At 46.8% G+C, this 17488-nt stretch carries 14 protein-coding genes; 8 read left to right on the top strand and 6 right to left on the bottom strand.

Translation table 11 applies throughout. The features are described from left to right. Positions 1 to 2 precede the first annotated feature (2 nt). Together GXP65_RS17640 and queF are read right to left on the bottom strand one after the other, a co-directional pair. Positions 3 to 2285 (bottom strand): tetratricopeptide repeat protein, encoded by a 2283-nt coding sequence (locus GXP65_RS17640; protein WP_162093374.1) that lies wholly within the window; start codon positions 2283 to 2285, stop codon positions 3 to 5. Positions 2286 to 2444: 159 nt separating this feature from the next. Then, a complete protein-coding gene (gene queF, locus GXP65_RS17635) occupies positions 2445 to 3290 on the bottom strand; it encodes an NADPH-dependent 7-cyano-7-deazaguanine reductase QueF (RefSeq protein WP_038891670.1) in 846 nt (281 codons plus the stop codon). Between the two features lie 107 nt (positions 3291 to 3397). Here queF and syd point away from each other — a divergent pair, with 107 nt between their 5' ends. From syd to GXP65_RS17615, 4 genes are all read left to right on the top strand, one after another. Further along, positions 3398 to 3943: a SecY-interacting protein gene (gene syd / locus GXP65_RS17630; RefSeq protein ID WP_162093373.1), complete on the top strand. Its 546-nt coding sequence runs from the start codon at positions 3398 to 3400 to the stop codon at positions 3941 to 3943. Between the two features lie 2 nt (positions 3944 to 3945). Further along, positions 3946 to 4722: a Zn-ribbon-containing protein gene (locus GXP65_RS17625; RefSeq protein WP_005432677.1), complete on the top strand. Its 777-nt coding sequence runs from the start codon at positions 3946 to 3948 to the stop codon at positions 4720 to 4722. 316 nt (positions 4723 to 5038) lie between these two features. Further along, positions 5039 to 7231 (top strand): 5'-nucleotidase C-terminal domain-containing protein, encoded by a 2193-nt coding sequence (locus GXP65_RS17620; protein ID WP_162093372.1) that lies wholly within the window; start codon positions 5039 to 5041, stop codon positions 7229 to 7231. 91 nt (positions 7232 to 7322) lie between these two features. After that, positions 7323 to 8513, top strand: a complete 1191-nt coding sequence (locus GXP65_RS17615) for a YibE/F family protein (RefSeq protein WP_162093371.1) — start codon at positions 7323 to 7325, stop codon at positions 8511 to 8513. Positions 8514 to 8600: 87 nt separating this feature from the next. On the opposite strand, the gene GXP65_RS17610 is transcribed toward GXP65_RS17615, so the two are convergent. From GXP65_RS17610 to metN, 3 genes are read right to left on the bottom strand one after another with little or no spacing between them, the layout of a single operon-like run. Further along, positions 8601 to 9410: a MetQ/NlpA family lipoprotein gene (locus GXP65_RS17610; protein ID WP_005432673.1), complete on the bottom strand. Its 810-nt coding sequence runs from the start codon at positions 9408 to 9410 to the stop codon at positions 8601 to 8603. 32 nt (positions 9411 to 9442) lie between these two features. Beyond that, the gene (locus GXP65_RS17605; protein ID WP_005432672.1) at positions 9443 to 10120 is read right to left on the bottom strand and encodes a methionine ABC transporter permease; all 678 of its coding nucleotides are present in this window, start codon (positions 10118 to 10120) and stop codon (positions 9443 to 9445) included. Then, positions 10110 to 11144 (bottom strand): methionine ABC transporter ATP-binding protein MetN, encoded by a 1035-nt coding sequence (gene metN / locus GXP65_RS17600; RefSeq protein ID WP_005530689.1) that lies wholly within the window; start codon positions 11142 to 11144, stop codon positions 10110 to 10112. The genes GXP65_RS17605 and metN overlap by 11 nt, the downstream gene beginning before the upstream one ends. Positions 11145 to 11487: 343 nt before the next feature. Between metN and gmhB the strand changes: the two genes are divergently transcribed. From gmhB to treC, 4 genes are all read left to right on the top strand, one after another. Continuing rightward, positions 11488 to 12039: a D-glycero-beta-D-manno-heptose 1,7-bisphosphate 7-phosphatase gene (gene gmhB / locus GXP65_RS17595; RefSeq protein ID WP_005432670.1), complete on the top strand. Its 552-nt coding sequence runs from the start codon at positions 11488 to 11490 to the stop codon at positions 12037 to 12039. A 74-nt stretch (positions 12040 to 12113) separates the two neighbouring features. Then, the gene (gene treR / locus GXP65_RS17590) at positions 12114 to 13061 is read left to right on the top strand and encodes a trehalose operon repressor TreR (RefSeq protein ID WP_162093370.1); all 948 of its coding nucleotides are present in this window, start codon (positions 12114 to 12116) and stop codon (positions 13059 to 13061) included. A gap of 176 nt (positions 13062 to 13237) precedes the next feature. Then, complete coding sequence (gene treB, locus GXP65_RS17585; protein WP_005530695.1) at positions 13238 to 14662, top strand: PTS trehalose transporter subunit IIBC; 1425 nt, start codon at positions 13238 to 13240, stop codon at positions 14660 to 14662. A gap of 93 nt (positions 14663 to 14755) precedes the next feature. Continuing rightward, on the top strand, positions 14756 to 16441 hold the full coding sequence (treC, locus tag GXP65_RS17580; RefSeq protein WP_162093369.1) for an alpha,alpha-phosphotrehalase: 1686 nt from the start codon (positions 14756 to 14758) through the stop codon (positions 16439 to 16441). A gap of 93 nt (positions 16442 to 16534) precedes the next feature. On the opposite strand, the gene GXP65_RS17575 is transcribed toward treC, so the two are convergent. Beyond that, positions 16535 to 17425 (bottom strand): hypothetical protein, encoded by an 891-nt coding sequence (locus tag GXP65_RS17575; protein WP_162093368.1) that lies wholly within the window; start codon positions 17423 to 17425, stop codon positions 16535 to 16537. Positions 17426 to 17488 lie beyond the last annotated feature (63 nt).

Genomic DNA, 17488 nt, shown 5'->3' with positions numbered 1-17488 from the left:
AATTACCCGTTTTTTAATATTTTTTTGATGTCGTCCTCATTCTTATAAGAAGAATGAATCTTTATTAGTCCTTGATTGATGGCATGTTGACACGCGGTTCGTATGTCACCAGTTGCAAAGCTCGCGGCTGGTGCGTTATCAATTGCCTTCAAGAATACCCAGTGACTGTGTCTGTCTTTTAAGCTCACTTCACGGGCAATGTGGGTGGCAAGGAGTAACAGGTCAAGTAACTCTTCATCGTTAATCGCCGTGTATGCACGTGGTAAGAATGGATAGTCACTGATGCCCATACGAATGATGCGATTCACATCGTGCTTGGCCGCGAACTCATCCACCCAAGTTTGGAACTTGTTAAACGTTTCTTCTGCAGAGGCATCACGATCGGCGTTTGGCTCGATGTACAACAAGTTAGCATCGGAGAAATGATACAAACGTGTCGGCTTTTGGATGCGTTCTGCTAGGAACTCTCCAAATGCACGCTCTAACTCTAAGCCTGCTTTGTAACCATGCTGAACGTACATGCTGCGTAGGAATGGCAAATCAATCATCACGAAACGCAAACGGTCGTTGAGTGGTTCGTGAATTAGCTCGCCCATCTGCCACTGCTCGAACGTATCGCTCGATTTCTTCAGAGAGCGCGAGAGCTTAACGTTGAGCATGCGTAGGTTACGCAAACGCGAGCGGGAATGGGTAAACAGGTCATCGCGCAGTTTTTCAATTTCAGTCGCTTGGCGTTGCATGATGACGCCACGGCGCATGATGAAGAGGAACATTACCAATACGATAATGAACAATGCGAACGAGATTTTTTGGAACTTGCGGTGCTCCATGCTCACTTGAATCAGCTTTTCTGCCTGGCCGACATAATGGATGCTTTGCTCAGCAAACTCTTTCTGTTGGCGGAAGGCATCTTCACTGATTTGGTTAAGTTGTTTTTGTTCCAGTCGAACTAGGCTGGTGTACTTTTTATACGCTTGTAGAGATAGCTGATATTCGCCAGCTTGCTCGTAGCCTAAGCCTAACAAACGGTAGGACTGTTGTTTGATAAAGCCCGTCTCGTCTGGTGCTTTCTCTATTAGGTCGAGCGCTTTCTTCGCATTGACGATGACGTCTTTACTGTCGTTTTGGTGGTACGCCAAGCCAGATTGTAGCAGCGCCGCTTTAGCTTCTAACTGCGGTAAATCTGCATACTCTAACAAGTCCCTAGCACGATCTAAGTACTGCTCTGCCAGCGCGTAGTTATAGAGCTGTAAGTAGGTTGCCGCGAGACTCAAACGGATCTTGATGATGCGATTGATGTTCTTGCTGGTGCTGTCGTGGTCAAGCACATTGAAGTAATGCACCAGTGCTAGGTTGAATTTACCTTGGTAGAAGTAGATATCGCCCATTTGCTCTAACACATCAGCCAGAATTGGTGAGCTTGGGTAGCTGTCGTAAAAGTCGGCCGCCTGAGAGAGGTACTCGATGGCTTTATCGTAAACACGGCGCTCTTGGAATAGACGTGCTAACAGACGGTTTACCTTCGCCAGTCTTGCGCCGCTGTCATTTTCAATGGATTGCCAGTAACCATATAGCAGCTCTGACAGGGCAAGGTTGTACTTCTTATTGTTGAGATAAAACTCGCCGACGGCAGTGTGGTAATCAATCAGAGTTAGGTCTGAGCGATTGTCCTCTAGCATGGTTTTAGCTTTTGCGTACAAGCGCTCGGCGTTTACCGAATTACCGCTGTTAGCCGCCAGCAGTGCACGCTGCATCACTAAGCGGTAGCGAACGCTGTCAGTGCGTTGTAAAACCGGATTTGCTTCTTCAATCTGTGTTTCGATTTGGTCGAGTTTTTCTTCTGCTGCGGCGTAGTTTTTGTCGTACATCCAAATCATTTGATTGCGCATCAGTTGCACATCCAGATTCATGTACGGTAGTTGGTATTCTTTGGCGAGGCGTTCTGCTTCATCAAGGTTGTTGATGGCAGAGCGAATGTTGCCCATGGCGTAGTCGGCTTGCGCAATGATTTTATGCGCTTCAATCGTACTGCTTGGTGTGCGGATGCTACGGTCGGTCTCTTCACGAGACATGGCAGAAGGGCTGCCGTTCTCTTGGCGCTCAGTCAGTTCACGTTGCAAAAGGTAGTTTTTGGCCGCTTGTTTGGCTTGTGAAGGTTCGATCTCAGCCAGTTGCTGAGCTTCATTAAGCAAAGCGGAAGATAAAATGGTCGCGTGAAGTGGCTGTGCTAACAATAAGCAAAGAAAGCCAATCAGCCTAAATAGACGCGAACTGTCCCAAAACATCCTTTTCGTTCCCTTGAACTGTGTCGTAATTTACGTATTTTTGAATAATCAATAGTAGAGAAAAACGCCCAGCAATCCAACAGATAGCTGGGCGTTTTTGAGTATTTAAGTAATTAGTGTTTGAGTATGGAACTCAAATACTTTCATTACCTACTCAGATTACTGACGTGCCATGCGATTATTGTGTGCTGGCTTGTCTTGTTCCGTTGAGCGGTAAGGGTTGATATCCAAACCACCACGACGAGTATAACGTGCGAATACCGTAAGTTTCGTTGGTTGGCAGTACTTCATCAGGTCAGTGAAAATACGCTCAACACATTGCTCGTGGAATTCGTTGTGCTCACGGAATGACACTAAGTAACGAAGCAGCTTCTCACGATCAAGCTTAGCGCCTTGGTAGCGAATTTCTACGCTGCCCCAGTCTGGCTGATTGGTGATTAGACAGTTCGATTTCAGTAGATGACTGTGAAGAATTTCTTCTACTTGCTCATCACCAGCAGCACCTTCAAGCAGTGCAGCGTCAAAATCGTAGCTAGTGATTTCAATGTCTTGATCATCAATACACTCACCTTCCATCGTTACGATTGGTTGGTTGGTGTAGTGGTTAACTGGGTTTACTTCCACAAGTACCGCTTCGCCTGCACATGCCGATAGATCTTGCGTTAGACGCTCAGTCACTTCTTCCCAAGTAGCAAAACGGGTTTGGTTGTAGCTGTTTAGGTACAGTTTGAACGACTTTGATTCAATCAAGTTGGCGCTGGTCGCTGGAATGTACACTTCGCCAACCGCCACTTGAGGCAAGCCTTTGCTGTTTAGCCAAGATAGCTCGTACAGCGTCCAAATGTCGTGACCTAAAAACGGCAGGCTGTCGCCAAGCTCAAGGTCGTCACGGTTTAGGCTGCGAGGTACAGGTTGCAGCAAGCTTGCGTCGTATTGGTTTGCGTACTCAGTCTTTTTACCAAGCGTCAGGCCAGCAAGCTCTTTAGCGTCAGAATATTTGCTCATACTTTGTGGTCATTTTCGATTAGAATGGCGAGAATTTTACTGAATCCGCTGCTTAATTGCTATCCGGCAGACACCGCAACCTGATAAAAACAAACCAGGAGACCTTCATGACCCAAACCGTTCCTCAGGCTCTACAGGACTTTAGCCTGCGCTACCAACAAGCTTGGCAAGACAAGCACAATGAACTGCCACGCAGTGAAGAGCTTGCTGATCTTGTTTCTCCATGTGTAGAAGAGAAACGCGATGGGGCAGTACTGTGGAAAGCGTTCCCACGTGAAGAAATGGCGGATTTCACTAACATTGAGAACGCAATTGAGCTGACGCTGCATGAAGACATCAAAGCCTTCTACGGTTCTCAGTACAGCGCTGATATGGACGCGACGTGGCAAGGTAATGAGCTGACACTGCTGCAAGTATGGAGTGACGATGATTTTACTCGTCTGCAAGAGAACATTCTTGGTCACTTAGTCACTCAGCGTCGTCTAAAGCTAAAACCGACAGTATTTATCGCGGCGACAGATGCCGAGCTGGATGTGATTTCTATCTGTAACCTAACCGGTAATGTGATTCTTGAACGCCTAGGTTCGGATAAGCGAGATGTGCTAGCCGAGACACTGACTGAGTTTCTGAGCAAACTAGAGGCAGCGGTGTAAGCATGTACGTTGTTGAGTTGCAGTTTGAGTGTTTTGATAACACCACCGTAAGCGCCGTAGATAAAGCGATTAATGGTCTGATGGACGCACTGCGTTACAACGGACAAGTTCTGGGTCGTGAATTTCCTATCGTAATGGGGGATGGCGAGTTTTATGTTCGCGTGGTTTGCCCAGAGCAAGACAGTTTGCATCCTCGCTACCATTCTGACTTCGTCAAAGTGTGCATGAATCGTTTATCGGAAGCGTCGTTGCTTGCGCCGAAAATGCGCATGTTGGGTCGTGATTTGAATTCAGAAGAAGCGGCTGAAGAAGAAACACCAAGCTGGCAAGTGCTTTACACCACGTACGTTCATACGTGTTCTCCACTGCGAAGCGGTGAGACGCTATTGCCAATCCCACTTTACCGTAATGGTGCGACGCTGAATGGTGACCACAAAGCGGTGGTGAAATGGCAAACCGAATGGCAAGCGTGTGATGAAATCCAAATGGCGGGAGGCTGCCGTGCTGAACACGCTGCACTGCATGAAATCTGCGATGCTGACAGCGTGCTGTTCCGCCGCGGTTGGGACTTACGTGGTCGTATTGAATACATCACTAAGATCCCGACTTACTACTACCAATACCGAGTTGGCGGTGAGTCACTTGAAGCGGAAAAAGGGCGTAAGTGTCCAAAATGTGGTGGTGAATGGTTACTCGACGAGCCGCTGCACGATATCTTCTACTTCAAGTGTGACGATTGTCGTATTGTCTCCAACATCTCTTGGGATCACATTAAGTAGTCCATTTTTAAAGCTGGCGTCTATGCCAGCTTTTTTCTATCGCTCTAAATGAATCGAGCCTGTTCAGTAAAACTACCCATTATTGATGCTATCAATACTTTGATTTAAAAAGTATTTTTGTCAGCCATTCCTCTCATCCCCTTGCTTGTGATCTTTGTTCATATTCAAAGAAAAATGTAACCTAGTTGCATGGTTTATAAGCATTGAAACGTTTGCTTCTCAAAAATTTCAAATAACATCCATATCCTTTTTGAGGTTTTGGGAAGTGGGCCCCTTCCGAAAATATATATAAAAAAATAATCTGGAAGGAATTGAGATGACTTTATTTAAACGAAGCCTAGTCTGCATTGCTGTTGTCGGCTTGATGGCTGGCTGTGATGATGAAACCAAGTACGTAGAGGTTCCATCGGATTACAGCCCGGTGGTTGCAGAGGGAAAAACATTAACCAACACGCCAGACGTAGTTGTGAAAGGTGAAGCAACGCAAGCGGATGAAGTAACCATTGCTATCGCAGCAACATCGGATCTACACGGTCGCTTGTTTGGTTTTGACTACGCGTTAAACGCAGAAGACGATGACGCTGGTATTACTCGTGTAGCCACTTTGCTTGCTGACCAAAAAACGGCACATCCAAATATGATCCTGATTGATATCGGTGATACGGTTCAGGGCAACTCCGCGCAACTGTTCAACGATGATCCAACTCACCCAGTGGTCGAGAGCATGAACTCTCTTGGCTTTGACGTTTGGGTACCAGGTAACCATGAATTCAACTTTGAGCGTTCGTTTGTCGATCGCAACCTCGATCATTTTAATGGTGCGGTACTGTCTTCAAACATCAAATGGGAAAGCAACGATGTGAACTACATTCGCGCGTTCCAAATGTTTGAAGTGGAAGGCGTGAAAGTGGCGATCGTTGGTCTAACGCCGTCGAATGTGCCGAACTGGGAAGCGTCAGCGCCGGATCACTTCAAAGGTTTGAAGTTTGAGAACGAATTGGATGCAACCAAAGAAGCGGTTGACCAACTGGTGTCTAAATACACCCCAGACGTGATTGTGGGTGCGCTTCACCTTGGCCGCCAAGAAGATGGTGGTGTGGGCGTTTACGAAATCGCGTCTGCAATGGCGGATAAATTCGACGTCATCTTAGCGGGTCACGAACATGCCAACTACATCGAACAAGTGAGTGCGGACGGCACAGTCACACCAATCAGCAAAGCGACATCAGATATCGGCGGTGAAAATACGCTGATTGAAGACAAAGCGAAGTCTGGCGAATACAACCAAGACAATCGCGCGCAAAGCGTGAAAATCATTGAGCCGGGCAAGTGGGGTGCTTACCTAGCGAAAGCTGAAATTCAATTGAAGAAAGTCGATGGCAAGTGGACGATGGAAGACACGACCTTGACCAACATTGGCACGAAGAAAGTGGAAGAAGAGCAAGCACTGCAAGCTAAATTCCAATACGTGCACGATATCTCGGTTGAAGACGCAACTCGTGAATTGGGGCGTGTGACAGGTAACTTCACACCAAGTGCAACGGGTTACCCAGACGAAGCGACAGCAACGGATTACAACTACACCGCAGAGCGTTTGTACTCGACGATTCACCTAGCGAAAGTCGTTGATACGCCATTGATGGATGTGATTAACCAAATCCAAATGCAGAAAATTGAAGAGGCGATGGGTGAGGGGAATGGTGCGATTGTCTCTGCTGCGTCGTTGTTCTCTGATCAATCTAACCTAATCGACAACGAAGTGTACACCAAAGGTAAGTCGACCAACTTGTACAAGTACGATAACACCTTACTTGGCGTAGAGATGACAGGTACGAACCTAAAACGCTTCATTGAGTGGTCGTACTCTTACTTCAACCAATATAAACCGGGTGATATTACCGTATCGTTCAAGAAAGGCGCGCCAGCTTATCTTTACGATCAATTCGATGGTGATATCGAGTTCACTGTTGATCTGAGTAAGCCGTCTCTTGAGATGGATGAGAACAACGCAGTGACGAATGAAGGTAGCCGTGTGAACATTACCAGTATTGGTGGTGAGCAGTTCGATCCAAACGCGACCTATAAAGTGGCGATGAACAGCTACCGCTTTGGTTCGCAAATCCAGAAATATGGCTGGGCGAGCAAAGACGACGTGTTCTATGACTCAGTGAACGAGCAAGTCTACGCAATTCGCGACATGCTGACGGCTTATGTTGAAGAGCACAAAGGCATTGATGTGGCGGACTTCAGTGGCAGCCTTGGTAACTGGTCGTTCACTCAATACCTACCAAGCGGTGATATCACGACACTGCGTGAGGGCGAAGGCAAAGCGCTGTGGGAACAATTGAAGAACATGGAAATCTGTGTCTCGATTGATTTGGAAAACCCGAAATACCCGGCGATTGTTAAGTCTGTGAACATCAATGATTCATCTAGCTACTTTGTTAACCCTAACAAAGACGCAGCGACCCTTGATGAGAAAGTCGCAGGTTGTAATCCAACTCATTAATCCTGCATGTGGGCGCGGTAATCTTTATCGCGCCTAATTTTACTCGCTTGAGGCCAAGCCCGTTTGAGTGAGTGATGTAGAAGAGTACTTCATGATCAAAAGAATCTATAACCGATGGGGTTTCACCCTACTGATTACCCTTATCTCCACGCTTATCTTTCAGTTTTCTTCTTCGTGGAGTGAAGAATTCCGTCCTAAATCTCGCCAGCAACAAGAGTTTGTTGAAGCGACCGTCACGCGTTCTATCTCAAACCATGTTGCGCCTGATCCGCTTGTGCCGGATGTGATGACAGGTAAACAAGTCTTCATGGCAAAAATTCTTGAGGGAGAGAGCGAAGGCTTAGAGGTGGAAGTCACCAATCCTCTTAGTCGCCAGCACAACGTGTATGTCAGTGAAGGCGATACTTTCATCATGATGATCCGCGAAACCACCAATGGCACCGTCTATTGGGCGTATAACCACAAACGCTCAGATGCGATTTATCTGATGCTTGCGCTGTTTTGTGCGCTGCTGCTGAGCTTTGGTAAGAAAGAGGGCATCAACTCGATGGTCGCGCTTTATTTCACTGCTGCCTTGATCGTTGGTGTGTTGGTGCCAAGTATCTTTGCGGGCTGGAATCCGATGTTGGTCAGCATCTTATTGATGGTGGTGATCATCGTGGTCAGCTTTATTCTCGTTTCTGGCTATAACCGGAAGAGTTTATGCGCCATGGGCGGTACGTTATTGGGTGTGATAGCTGCGGGTGTCATGGCGCAGTGGTTTGGAGAAATGGCACACTTGTCGGGCATTTATCTCGACAAAGGCGAAGACGTAATTTACCTAACGCCGGTGAAGATGGGCATTCGCTGGCTGATGTTCGTGACTATTGTGGTGGCAGCGCTTGGGGCCGTTATGGATGTGGCGATTTCGATTGCATCGGCGTACGCGGAGCTGCAACAAACCGACCCGAAACTCAAACCAAAGCAGTTGGTTAAAGCCTCGATGAACATTGGCCGAGACATCATGGGCACCATGACTAACACCTTGATCTTGGCGTTTGCTGGCGGCTCATTGACGACCATCATGATGGTGTGGGGGCTTAACATGCCAGCGAGCCAGTTTATGAACATGCCGTTAGTGGGGCTTGCAGTGGTGAATGCGTTAGCGGGTAGTGTGGGCATTGTGCTTACTATCCCTTTTACTGCTTTTTTAGCGCCTTATGTGTTTAAACATCCTCAAGTGGATTCGCAGCCAGAACAGGAGCAAAAGAAGGTTGAGCAAGATGAAATTCAGCTGTTCTAACGATATAAAACCGCAATGAAAACAAATGCAAAAAGGGCGCTCCGATGAGCGCCCTTTTTAAGTTTCAAGTGTTGTAGAAAGAGGGGATTACCAACCTTTAACTACGCCACCTTTGAAGATGTCTTTCGCTGCTTCGTAAACTTCTTCAGTTTGGTATGCCTTAACGAAGTTTTGTACGTTAGCTGCTTGAACGTTGTCTTCACGAGCAACGATCAGGTTTACGTATGGAGACTCTTTGTCTTCAACGAAGATACCATCACGCTCTGGCGTTAGGTCGATTGAGCTTGCGTAAGTTGTGTTGATGATAGAAATCGCTACGTCATCAAGAGAACGTGGAAGTTGTGCAGCATCTAGCTCTACGATTGTGATGTTTTTCGGGTTACCAACGATGTCACGTACCGTTGCCAGTAGATCAACGCCGTCACGCAGTTCGATCAGACCTTGTTGCTCAAGAAGTAGAAGAGAACGACCTAGGTTTGTTGGATCGTTTGGTACCGCGATACGTGCGCCATCTTCGATTTCATCCACTGATTTTACTTGTTTAGAGTAACCAGCGATTGGGTATACGAAAGAGTTACCAGCAGTCACTAGTTTGTAGCCACGATCTTTTACTTGTTGATCTAGGTATGGCTTGTGTTGGAACGCGTTTACGTCGATTGAGCCATCATCCAGCGCTGCGTTTGGTGTTACGTAATCGGTAAAGGTAACCAACTCAACATCCAGGTTGTATTTCGCTTTAGCAACTTTTGCCGCAACTTCAGCGACCTGTGCTTCCGCACCTGCCATGACGCCAACTTTTACTTTGTTCACGTCGACTTCTTTGTCACCACAACCAGCAAGAACCAGTGCAGAAGCAGCAGTTGCAACAGTCAAAAGACTCTTAAGGCTAAATTTCATCTTTATCTCCTTATAATTGGTATTTTCAATTCTTATCTGTGGTCTACGCGGCGTACGATTGCATCACCGATAGACTGAATAATTTGTACGAGCACAATCAGCATCACGACGGTTACTGCCATGATCACTACGTCATAGCGGTGGAAGCCATAACGGATAGCTACGTCACCAAGACCGCCACCACCAACCGTCCCGGCCATTGCTGAATAGCTCACTAGCGTTACTAGAGTAATGGTTACTGAGTTAACAATAGTCGGCATTGCTTCAGGAAGCAGAACTTTTGTGATGATTTGTGTTGGCGTCGCGCCCATAGATTGCGCGGCTTCAACCAAACCTGATGGTACTTCTAGTAGTGCACCTTCGATCAGACGCGCTACAAATGGGATAGCTCCGATGGTTAAAGGAACAATCGCTGCTGTTGTACCGATAAAGGTACCAACCAACAGTTTGGTTACCGGAATAATCGCAACCATCAGTACTAGGAAAGGAACCGAGCGACCGATGTTAACGATGGCGCCAAGCACGCGATTAAGTTTGGTGTTTTCCAGCAAGCCACCTTTTTTAGTGGTGTGCAGAATGACGCCGAGTGGAATGCCCACTGCAAAACCAACGATGCCAGCAACGGCAACCATGTAAAGGGTTTCCCACGTTGCGCCCAAAAGTAGGTTGCTGTTTAAGCTCAGCCATTCAGAAATCGTATTAAAGGACATAGCCAAGTACCTCTACTTTCACGTTGTGCTCACGCAGGAACTCAATCGCTGCGTTATCGTCTTCTTCGTTACCAAACAGCTCCGCGACCATCATGCCGAACTTCACGCCGCCAGCGTAATCCAGATCGGAACTTAGGATGCTCACATCGATGTTGAACTTACGAGCGATTTGCGTCATCAGAGGGGCATCTACGGTAGCGCCAGTAAATTCTAGGCGAACCAATGGGTAACTGTTTTCTACGCGCGTGGTTTGTAAGCGTGCTTGGTAATCTTCTGGGATAGAAAGATCCAAAGTAGAGCGAATGAACTCGTGTGCCAGTGCTGTCTTTGGATGCGCGAAGATTTCACCCACGGTGCCTTTCTCCACTAGCTCACCATCACCGATGATCGCCACTTCGTGACAGATGCTCTTAACCACTTCCATTTCGTGAGTGATCAGTAGAATGGTGATTTCTAGCTTGCGGTTGATTTCTTTGAGCAGTTCTAAAATGGACTGCGTCGTAGCAGGATCCAGCGCGCTGGTTGCTTCGTCACAAAGTAGCACGCTAGGGTCTGATGACAATGCACGAGCGATAGCCACACGTTGCTTTTGACCACCACTGAGGTTTGCTGGGTAGCTTTCATGCTTGTCTGCAAGACCAACGAGCTTAAGAAGCTCAGTCACTTTTGTTGTGATTTGCGCTTTGTCTTTACCTGCTAGCTCAAGAGGGAGTGCGACATTGTCGAAAACGGTGCGAGACGACAGCAGGTTAAAGTGTTGGAAGATCATCCCGATGTTGCGGCGAGTTTCTCCCAATTGCTTTTTGCTTAATTTGGTTAGGTCAACGCCATCTACGATGATGGAACCTGAAGTTGGAGCTTCCAGCATGTTTACACAACGGATGAGGGTACTTTTACCCGCGCCCGATGAACCGATAACACCAAAGATGGTGCCCTTCGCGATATCTAGGTTAATGTCCTTAAGGGCAAGAATTTCCTTACTGCCTTGGTAGAACACTTTATTGACGTTTTTTATTTCTATCATGTTTCAACCTGCACAGAGATACTGGGAACTTCGCTGTTAAAAACGGCTTTTAACAGGAGTAAATTTTGAACTCTATCTCAATTCTCAGTTGATGCTATGGGTTAAGCAGTAGTAAGTCAATAGGTATTTTTACGTCTAGACGTCTAAATGTATGGATGTTCTGTAGGGAGAGTAAAACAGAGGTTGTGCGGTAGAAAGAAGCAATTAAGAGGGATACTTAAGATTTACCGATTCTCAGACGGCAAATCAACTGTTTTGTCGCGAACTTACACCAATTAGATAGTGTGAGTGCTTATAAGGTATGTAATAATCTGATGAAACCGAGTAAATAGAGAAATACGTTTTGGCAAAACCTGCTGTTTTTATCGATCGTGACGGCGTGATTAACGTTGACCACGGTTACGTTCATGATGAACATGATTTTGAGTACATTGACGGTGTGTTTGAAGCGACAAAAGCGCTGAAAGAGAAAGGCTACCTGTTGGTGCTTGTGACCAATCAATCTGGCATTGCACGTGGTAAATTCAGCGAAGACCGTTTCTTGTCTCTGACTCAATGGATGGATTGGAACTTTGCTGACAATGGCGTTGAGTTCGACGGCATTTACTACTGCCCACATCATCCTGAGCATGGCATCGGTGAGTACAAGCAAGATTGTGACTGCCGCAAGCCAAAACCAGGTATGTTCATTTCTGCGCGTGACTTCTTGAAGATCGACATGGAGAAATCTGTGATGATCGGCGACAAAGCCGAAGACATGATGGCAGCTGAGGCGGCAGGCGTTGGCACTAAGATTTTGGTTCGTACTGGTAAGCCAGTAACGGAACAAGGCGAAGCGATTGCTACGGTTGTACTTGATAGCATTGCCGATGTGCCTGCGTACCTAAACAAGTAATCTTCATTACTGATTGAGATAAGGGAAGCCGCTGCTTCCCTTTTGTTTGATTCCTTCTTTTAGTCTGAACACTTATGAGCAAAAAACTCACCATTCTTGATATCGCGAAATTGGCTGGCGTTGGCAAATCGACGGTTAGCCGTGTACTTACCAATGATCCCAAGGTAAAACCGCAAACGCGTGAGAAGGTTGAACAAATCATTCGTGAATCAGGCTATGTGCCATCCAAATCAGCACAATCGATGCGTGGTGGCAGCCAGAAAGTGGTCGGCGTGATCATTTCTCGTCTTGATTCCCCATCAGAAAACCGTGCCGTCGGCACTATGCTTAGTGCTTTGTACTCGGCAGGGTACGACGTGGTGATCATGGAGAGCCAGTTCGATCGCGATAAAACCAACGAGCATTTGGACGTTCTTAAACGTCGCAATGTCGATGGGGTGATCGTTTTTGGCTTTACTGGGTGTGATGAGCAAGCGTTAGCGGAGTGGGGCAATCGCATTGTCGTGATCGCCATGGACACTCAATTGGTTTCTTCGATCAACTATGATAACCAAGGTGTTATCGACATGGCGCTCTCCCATCTGGAACAGCAATCTATTTCTCGTATTGCCTACATCGGTGTTGACCCAGAAGATCGCACAACGGGCCTTGCTCGTCTAAATGCTTACCAAGCTTGGTGTGAGCAAAAGCGTGTTGAACCTTGTTTTCAAACGGGCAAACTTAGCCACGAAAGCGCCTACCAGCTGGTGGATCACGTTCTTCAATCCGACACGCAAGCCATCGCTTGTGCCAGTGACACCATTGCTCTCGGTGTGATCAAACGTCTGCAAGAAATGGGACGTGAAGATGTGGTGGTCACTGGTGTGGGTGGCAACGAACTACTCTCGTTCCTTTTTCCAAATGTCTTCAGCGTAGATCCGGGCTATGCACATGCCGGTGAGAAAGCCGCTAAGATGCTGATCAATCAGTTAAACGGTGATGAGTCTGTGGTGCATTTTACCCAGCAACCGATCCGCCATTAATCCCCCTGTCGACAATCTGCTCTAAAATTATACTGTGATCATTCTCAATTAATGGGACTGTTCCCATTTTGTTTTTTAAAGCGAGCTGGCATTATTAAAATTATCAAATGGGAATGTTCCCAAAAATAAAAATAATACGACGAATTGAATGTATCCAGTACAGGGTGGACAAAGTTATGAGTAAGATTGCGCGTCAAGATGTAGAGCGTCTTATTGAGCTGGTCGGGGGATCGGACAATATTGCCAGTGTTAGCCACTGCTTAACTCGCTTACGTTTCGTGTTGAATGACACAGACAAAGCCGATACCAAACAGTTAGATGCACTACCTATGGTGAAAGGCTGTTTTACCAACGCAGGTCAGTTCCAAGTGGTGATCGGCACGGAAGTCGATGAGGTATACAAGGTACTGATCGAGCTAAGCGGAAAAAGTGAAGCGAGCAAAGATGAATCTAAAAACGCCGCTCGTCAAAACATGAACATCGTTGAGCGTGGTATTTCCCATCTTGCTGAAATCTTTGTACCACTGCTACCTGCGATCATCACTGGTGGTTTGATTCTTGGTTTCCGTAACGTGATTGGCGACATCAAGATGTTTGATGGCCAAACGTTAACGGAAATCAGCCAGTTTTGGGCAACGGTACACTCTTTCTTATGGCTAATTGGTGAAGCAATCTTTTTCTTCCTGCCTGTTGGCGTGTGTTGGTCGACAGTGAAAAAGCTCGGTGGTACTCCGATTCTGGGTATCACATTGGGTGTCACACTGGTTTCGCCACAGTTAATGAACGCCTACCTAATTGGTAAGCAAGTGCCTGAAGTATGGGACTTTGGCTTATTCGCCATCGAGAAAGTGGGCTACCAAGCGCAAGTGATTCCTGCGATGTTAGCGGGTGTTGCCTTGGCGTTCATAGAAACCAATTTAAAGCGCATCATTCCGTCTTATCTTTACCTAGTGGTCGTACCGTTTGTCTCTATCATTGTGTCTGTGATTCTTGCGCACTCTATTATTGGTCCATTCGGTCGCATGTTGGGTGACGGCGTTGCTTTCGCAGCAAAAGCAGCCATGACGGGTGACTTCGCAATGATTGGCTCAACCATCTTCGGTTTCCTATATGCGCCATTGGTAATTACCGGTATTCACCACACCACTAACGCGGTTGACCTTCAACTGATGCAAGAGCTAGGTGGCACGCCAATTTGGCCTTTGATTGCACTTTCAAACATTGCTCAAGCGTCTGCAGTAGTCGGTATCATTATCATCAGTAAAAAACACGGCGAGCGTGATATCTCGGTGCCTGCGGCTATCTCTGCTTACCTTGGTGTGACAGAGCCTGCGATGTACGGCATCAACTTGAAATACAAATTCCCAATGCTAAGCGCGATGATCGGCAGTGCGATTGCCGCAGCTATCTGTGGCAGCGCAGGTGTGATGGCGAACGGCATCGGTGTGGGCGGTTTGCCGGGCATCTTGTCTATCCAACCGCAGTTCTGGGGTGTCTTTGCTCTGGCGATGTTGGTGGCGATTGTGGTCCCTGTGGCACTGACGCTTGTGCTGTATAAGCGCGCACAGATGAAAGGCGAGTTAGAAACCGCTAACGCGTAATTCAAACTGAGGCAGTGATTTGGCTGCCTCGTTTATCTCCTCTATTTTTTAAAGATTTTTAAGTTTCCGTTTAATGGTAAGTGAGCGTTAGAAATGGCAATGACCAAGCATGATGAGAGCTGGTGGAAAACCGCAACCATCTACCAAATTTACCCAAAAAGCTTTTGTGACAGTGGAAGTAAAGGCACGGGCGATATTAAAGGGATCATTTCTAAGCTGGATTATCTAAAACACCTTGGTGTGGATGCGATTTGGCTGACGCCGGTTTATCAATCGCCAATGATCGACAATGGTTATGACATTTCCGATTACTATGCGATCAACCCAGATTTCGGCACCATGCAAGATTTCGATACCCTGTTGGCTGAGGCTCACCAGCTGGGTATTCGAATCATCATGGATATCGTGGTGAATCATACTTCGACAGAACACAAGTGGTTCCAATCGGCATTGGGTGATAAAAACAGCCCATACCGTGATTACTACATCTGGAAAGATCCGGTTGATGGCGCAGAGCCAAACAATTGGCAATCTAAGTTTGGTGGTAACGCTTGGGCACTGGATGAAAAAACGGGTCAGTACTATTTGCACCTTTTTGCTAAAGAGCAAGCGGACTTAAACTGGGAAAACCCGGTAGTGCGTGAAGAAGTGAAAGAAGTCATCAGCTTCTGGGCAGAAAAAGGTATCGATGGTTTCCGTCTTGACGTTATCAACCTGATTTCCAAGCAGCAAGATTTCCCAAGTGACGATATTGGTGATGGTCGCCGTTTCTACACTGACGGTCCTCGCGTACATGAATATCTTCAAGAGATCAGCGAAGCTGTGTTCCAAAAGTACGGTAGCGTGACGGTGGGTGAAATGTCTTCCACCACGCTAGAGCATTGTCAGCAGTATTCAGCGCAAGATGGCAAAGAGCTATCGATGGTGTTCAACTTCCACCACTTGAAAGTCGATTACCCGAATGGTGATAAATGGACGAAAGCGCCGTTTGATTTCATCCAACTAAAACAGATCTTCAACCATTGGCAAACCGGCTTAAATGGCAAAGGGTGGGGCGCGCTATTTTGGTGTAACCACGACCAACCACGCGTTGTGAGTCGATTAGGTAACGACGAACAATACCGCGTCGAGTCTGCCAAAATGTTTGCGGCATCGGTGCACATGATGCAAGGCACGCCTTATGTTTACCAAGGTGAAGAGATAGGCATGACCAACCCAGGTTACACCGAAATCAGCCAATATCGCGATGTTGAAAGTACGAACATGTACGACATCATGGTCAATCGCGATGGCGTATCTCACGACGATATGATGGCGATTTTGGCGCAGAAGTCGCGTGATAATTCACGTACTCCAATGCAATGGAATAGTGCGAAACATGCGGGCTTTACTGAAGGCACGCCGTGGCTAGAGGTGGCTCAGAACTATTCTGAGATCAACGCGGAAACCGCGATTGCCGATTTGAACTCGGTGTTCTACTTCTACAAGCGCTTGATTGAACTGCGTAAGCAGGTACCAGTCATAACCGATGGTCGTTACGAGGACTTACTGCCTGAGCACAAACGTATTTTTGCTTACGCACGTCAGAACGACAAGCAAACGCTGCTGTGTATTAACAACTACTACGGCGAAGAAGTGGAGTGTGTGTTACCAGAGCGCTTTGATATGAGCAAAGCCAAGAACCTGCTTTCCAACTATCAGAATGCGACCAGCGCGATTGCTTCCAACCACCAAGTACTGCGTCCTTACGAAACTCGCATCTTGCTGATTGAAGAATAAAAGCAAATAAAAAGTACCCCTAAGGATTTCGATCCTAAACAAAAGGCTTTGGAGTGCTCCCCAAAGCCTTTTTCTATGAGATAAGATTGTGGTTTATGCTTTCTCGATCTTGTTCAGTGTCGCTTTCTCTTCACTGATTTGAGTCTGTTCTGCTTTCAACAGTTCAACCTGCTCAATCAAGCCTAGTGCAGGGTTGAACCAACGTTCTGCCGATGATTCAAATTCCATAGAATCCATGCCATCACATCTTAGGTTGTAGGTGTTCTTCTCTGTTAGATATGCCGCTTCAATTGACTTGCCAGAAACGTGGAAGGTCTTACGTGAACCTGTCTCAGTGATCTGTTGGCTCCAATATGTTTGGCAAGAAGCATCGTCAGGCAGCTTTTGTACCCATTCATGGTCTGAAAAGTTGTCAAGCAAGTTCGCTACCTGTTCGCCTCGAAGGGGTAAGTCGATAGAGACCGTGTTCACGCTGATATCAATGTTCGGATCTTTATCCTTAACCGTTGAGCCTTCCAAGCGAAATAGAGGGCTGCTGTTCATCACTAACGAGATGAGCTTGTGGTCAACCAGAAAAGTATCGTTGAATTCGTGGAGTGCACCGTCTGTGCCTGCGAAGTATAGGTTTTCTTCGCTTTCAGGTTTATCTTCGATATCTTGCGTTGATAAGTAAAACTGAGTGATGCCATTGTTGATGAGATCATTAATGATTGGAGCGACGATTGCTGCGTCTGGATCTTGCTCGGCAAAATCGACAAGGTCTTGAGCACTGATAGGCTTAAAGTTCATCATCATGCTACCGGTAGGTTGCTCATCTACAGCGAACGCATAGCCTAGTTTTGTGGTTTCAACTGGCGCGAAAGTCGCATTTTTGATTGGGTAATCAAAATTATTTTGAGGACCTTTGTTGCCGTCTGAAGAGCCGCCACCACAGCCGTAAAGTGCCATAGTTGCTGCTGCGATCAGCGTCATTTGTTTAAGCATGAGTTTACATTCCTAATGTTAGAAGGCTGATAAATCGAGCCGTTATTTGAATGTCGTCATGCT

The organism is Vibrio sp. LB10LO1 (assembly GCF_010092875.1).
In the GTDB taxonomy this organism is placed as follows: domain Bacteria; phylum Pseudomonadota; class Gammaproteobacteria; order Enterobacterales; family Vibrionaceae; genus Vibrio; species Vibrio campbellii.
The sequence above is the reverse complement of the archived record's forward strand: the minus strand, read 5'-3'. Positions and strand labels throughout refer to the sequence as shown.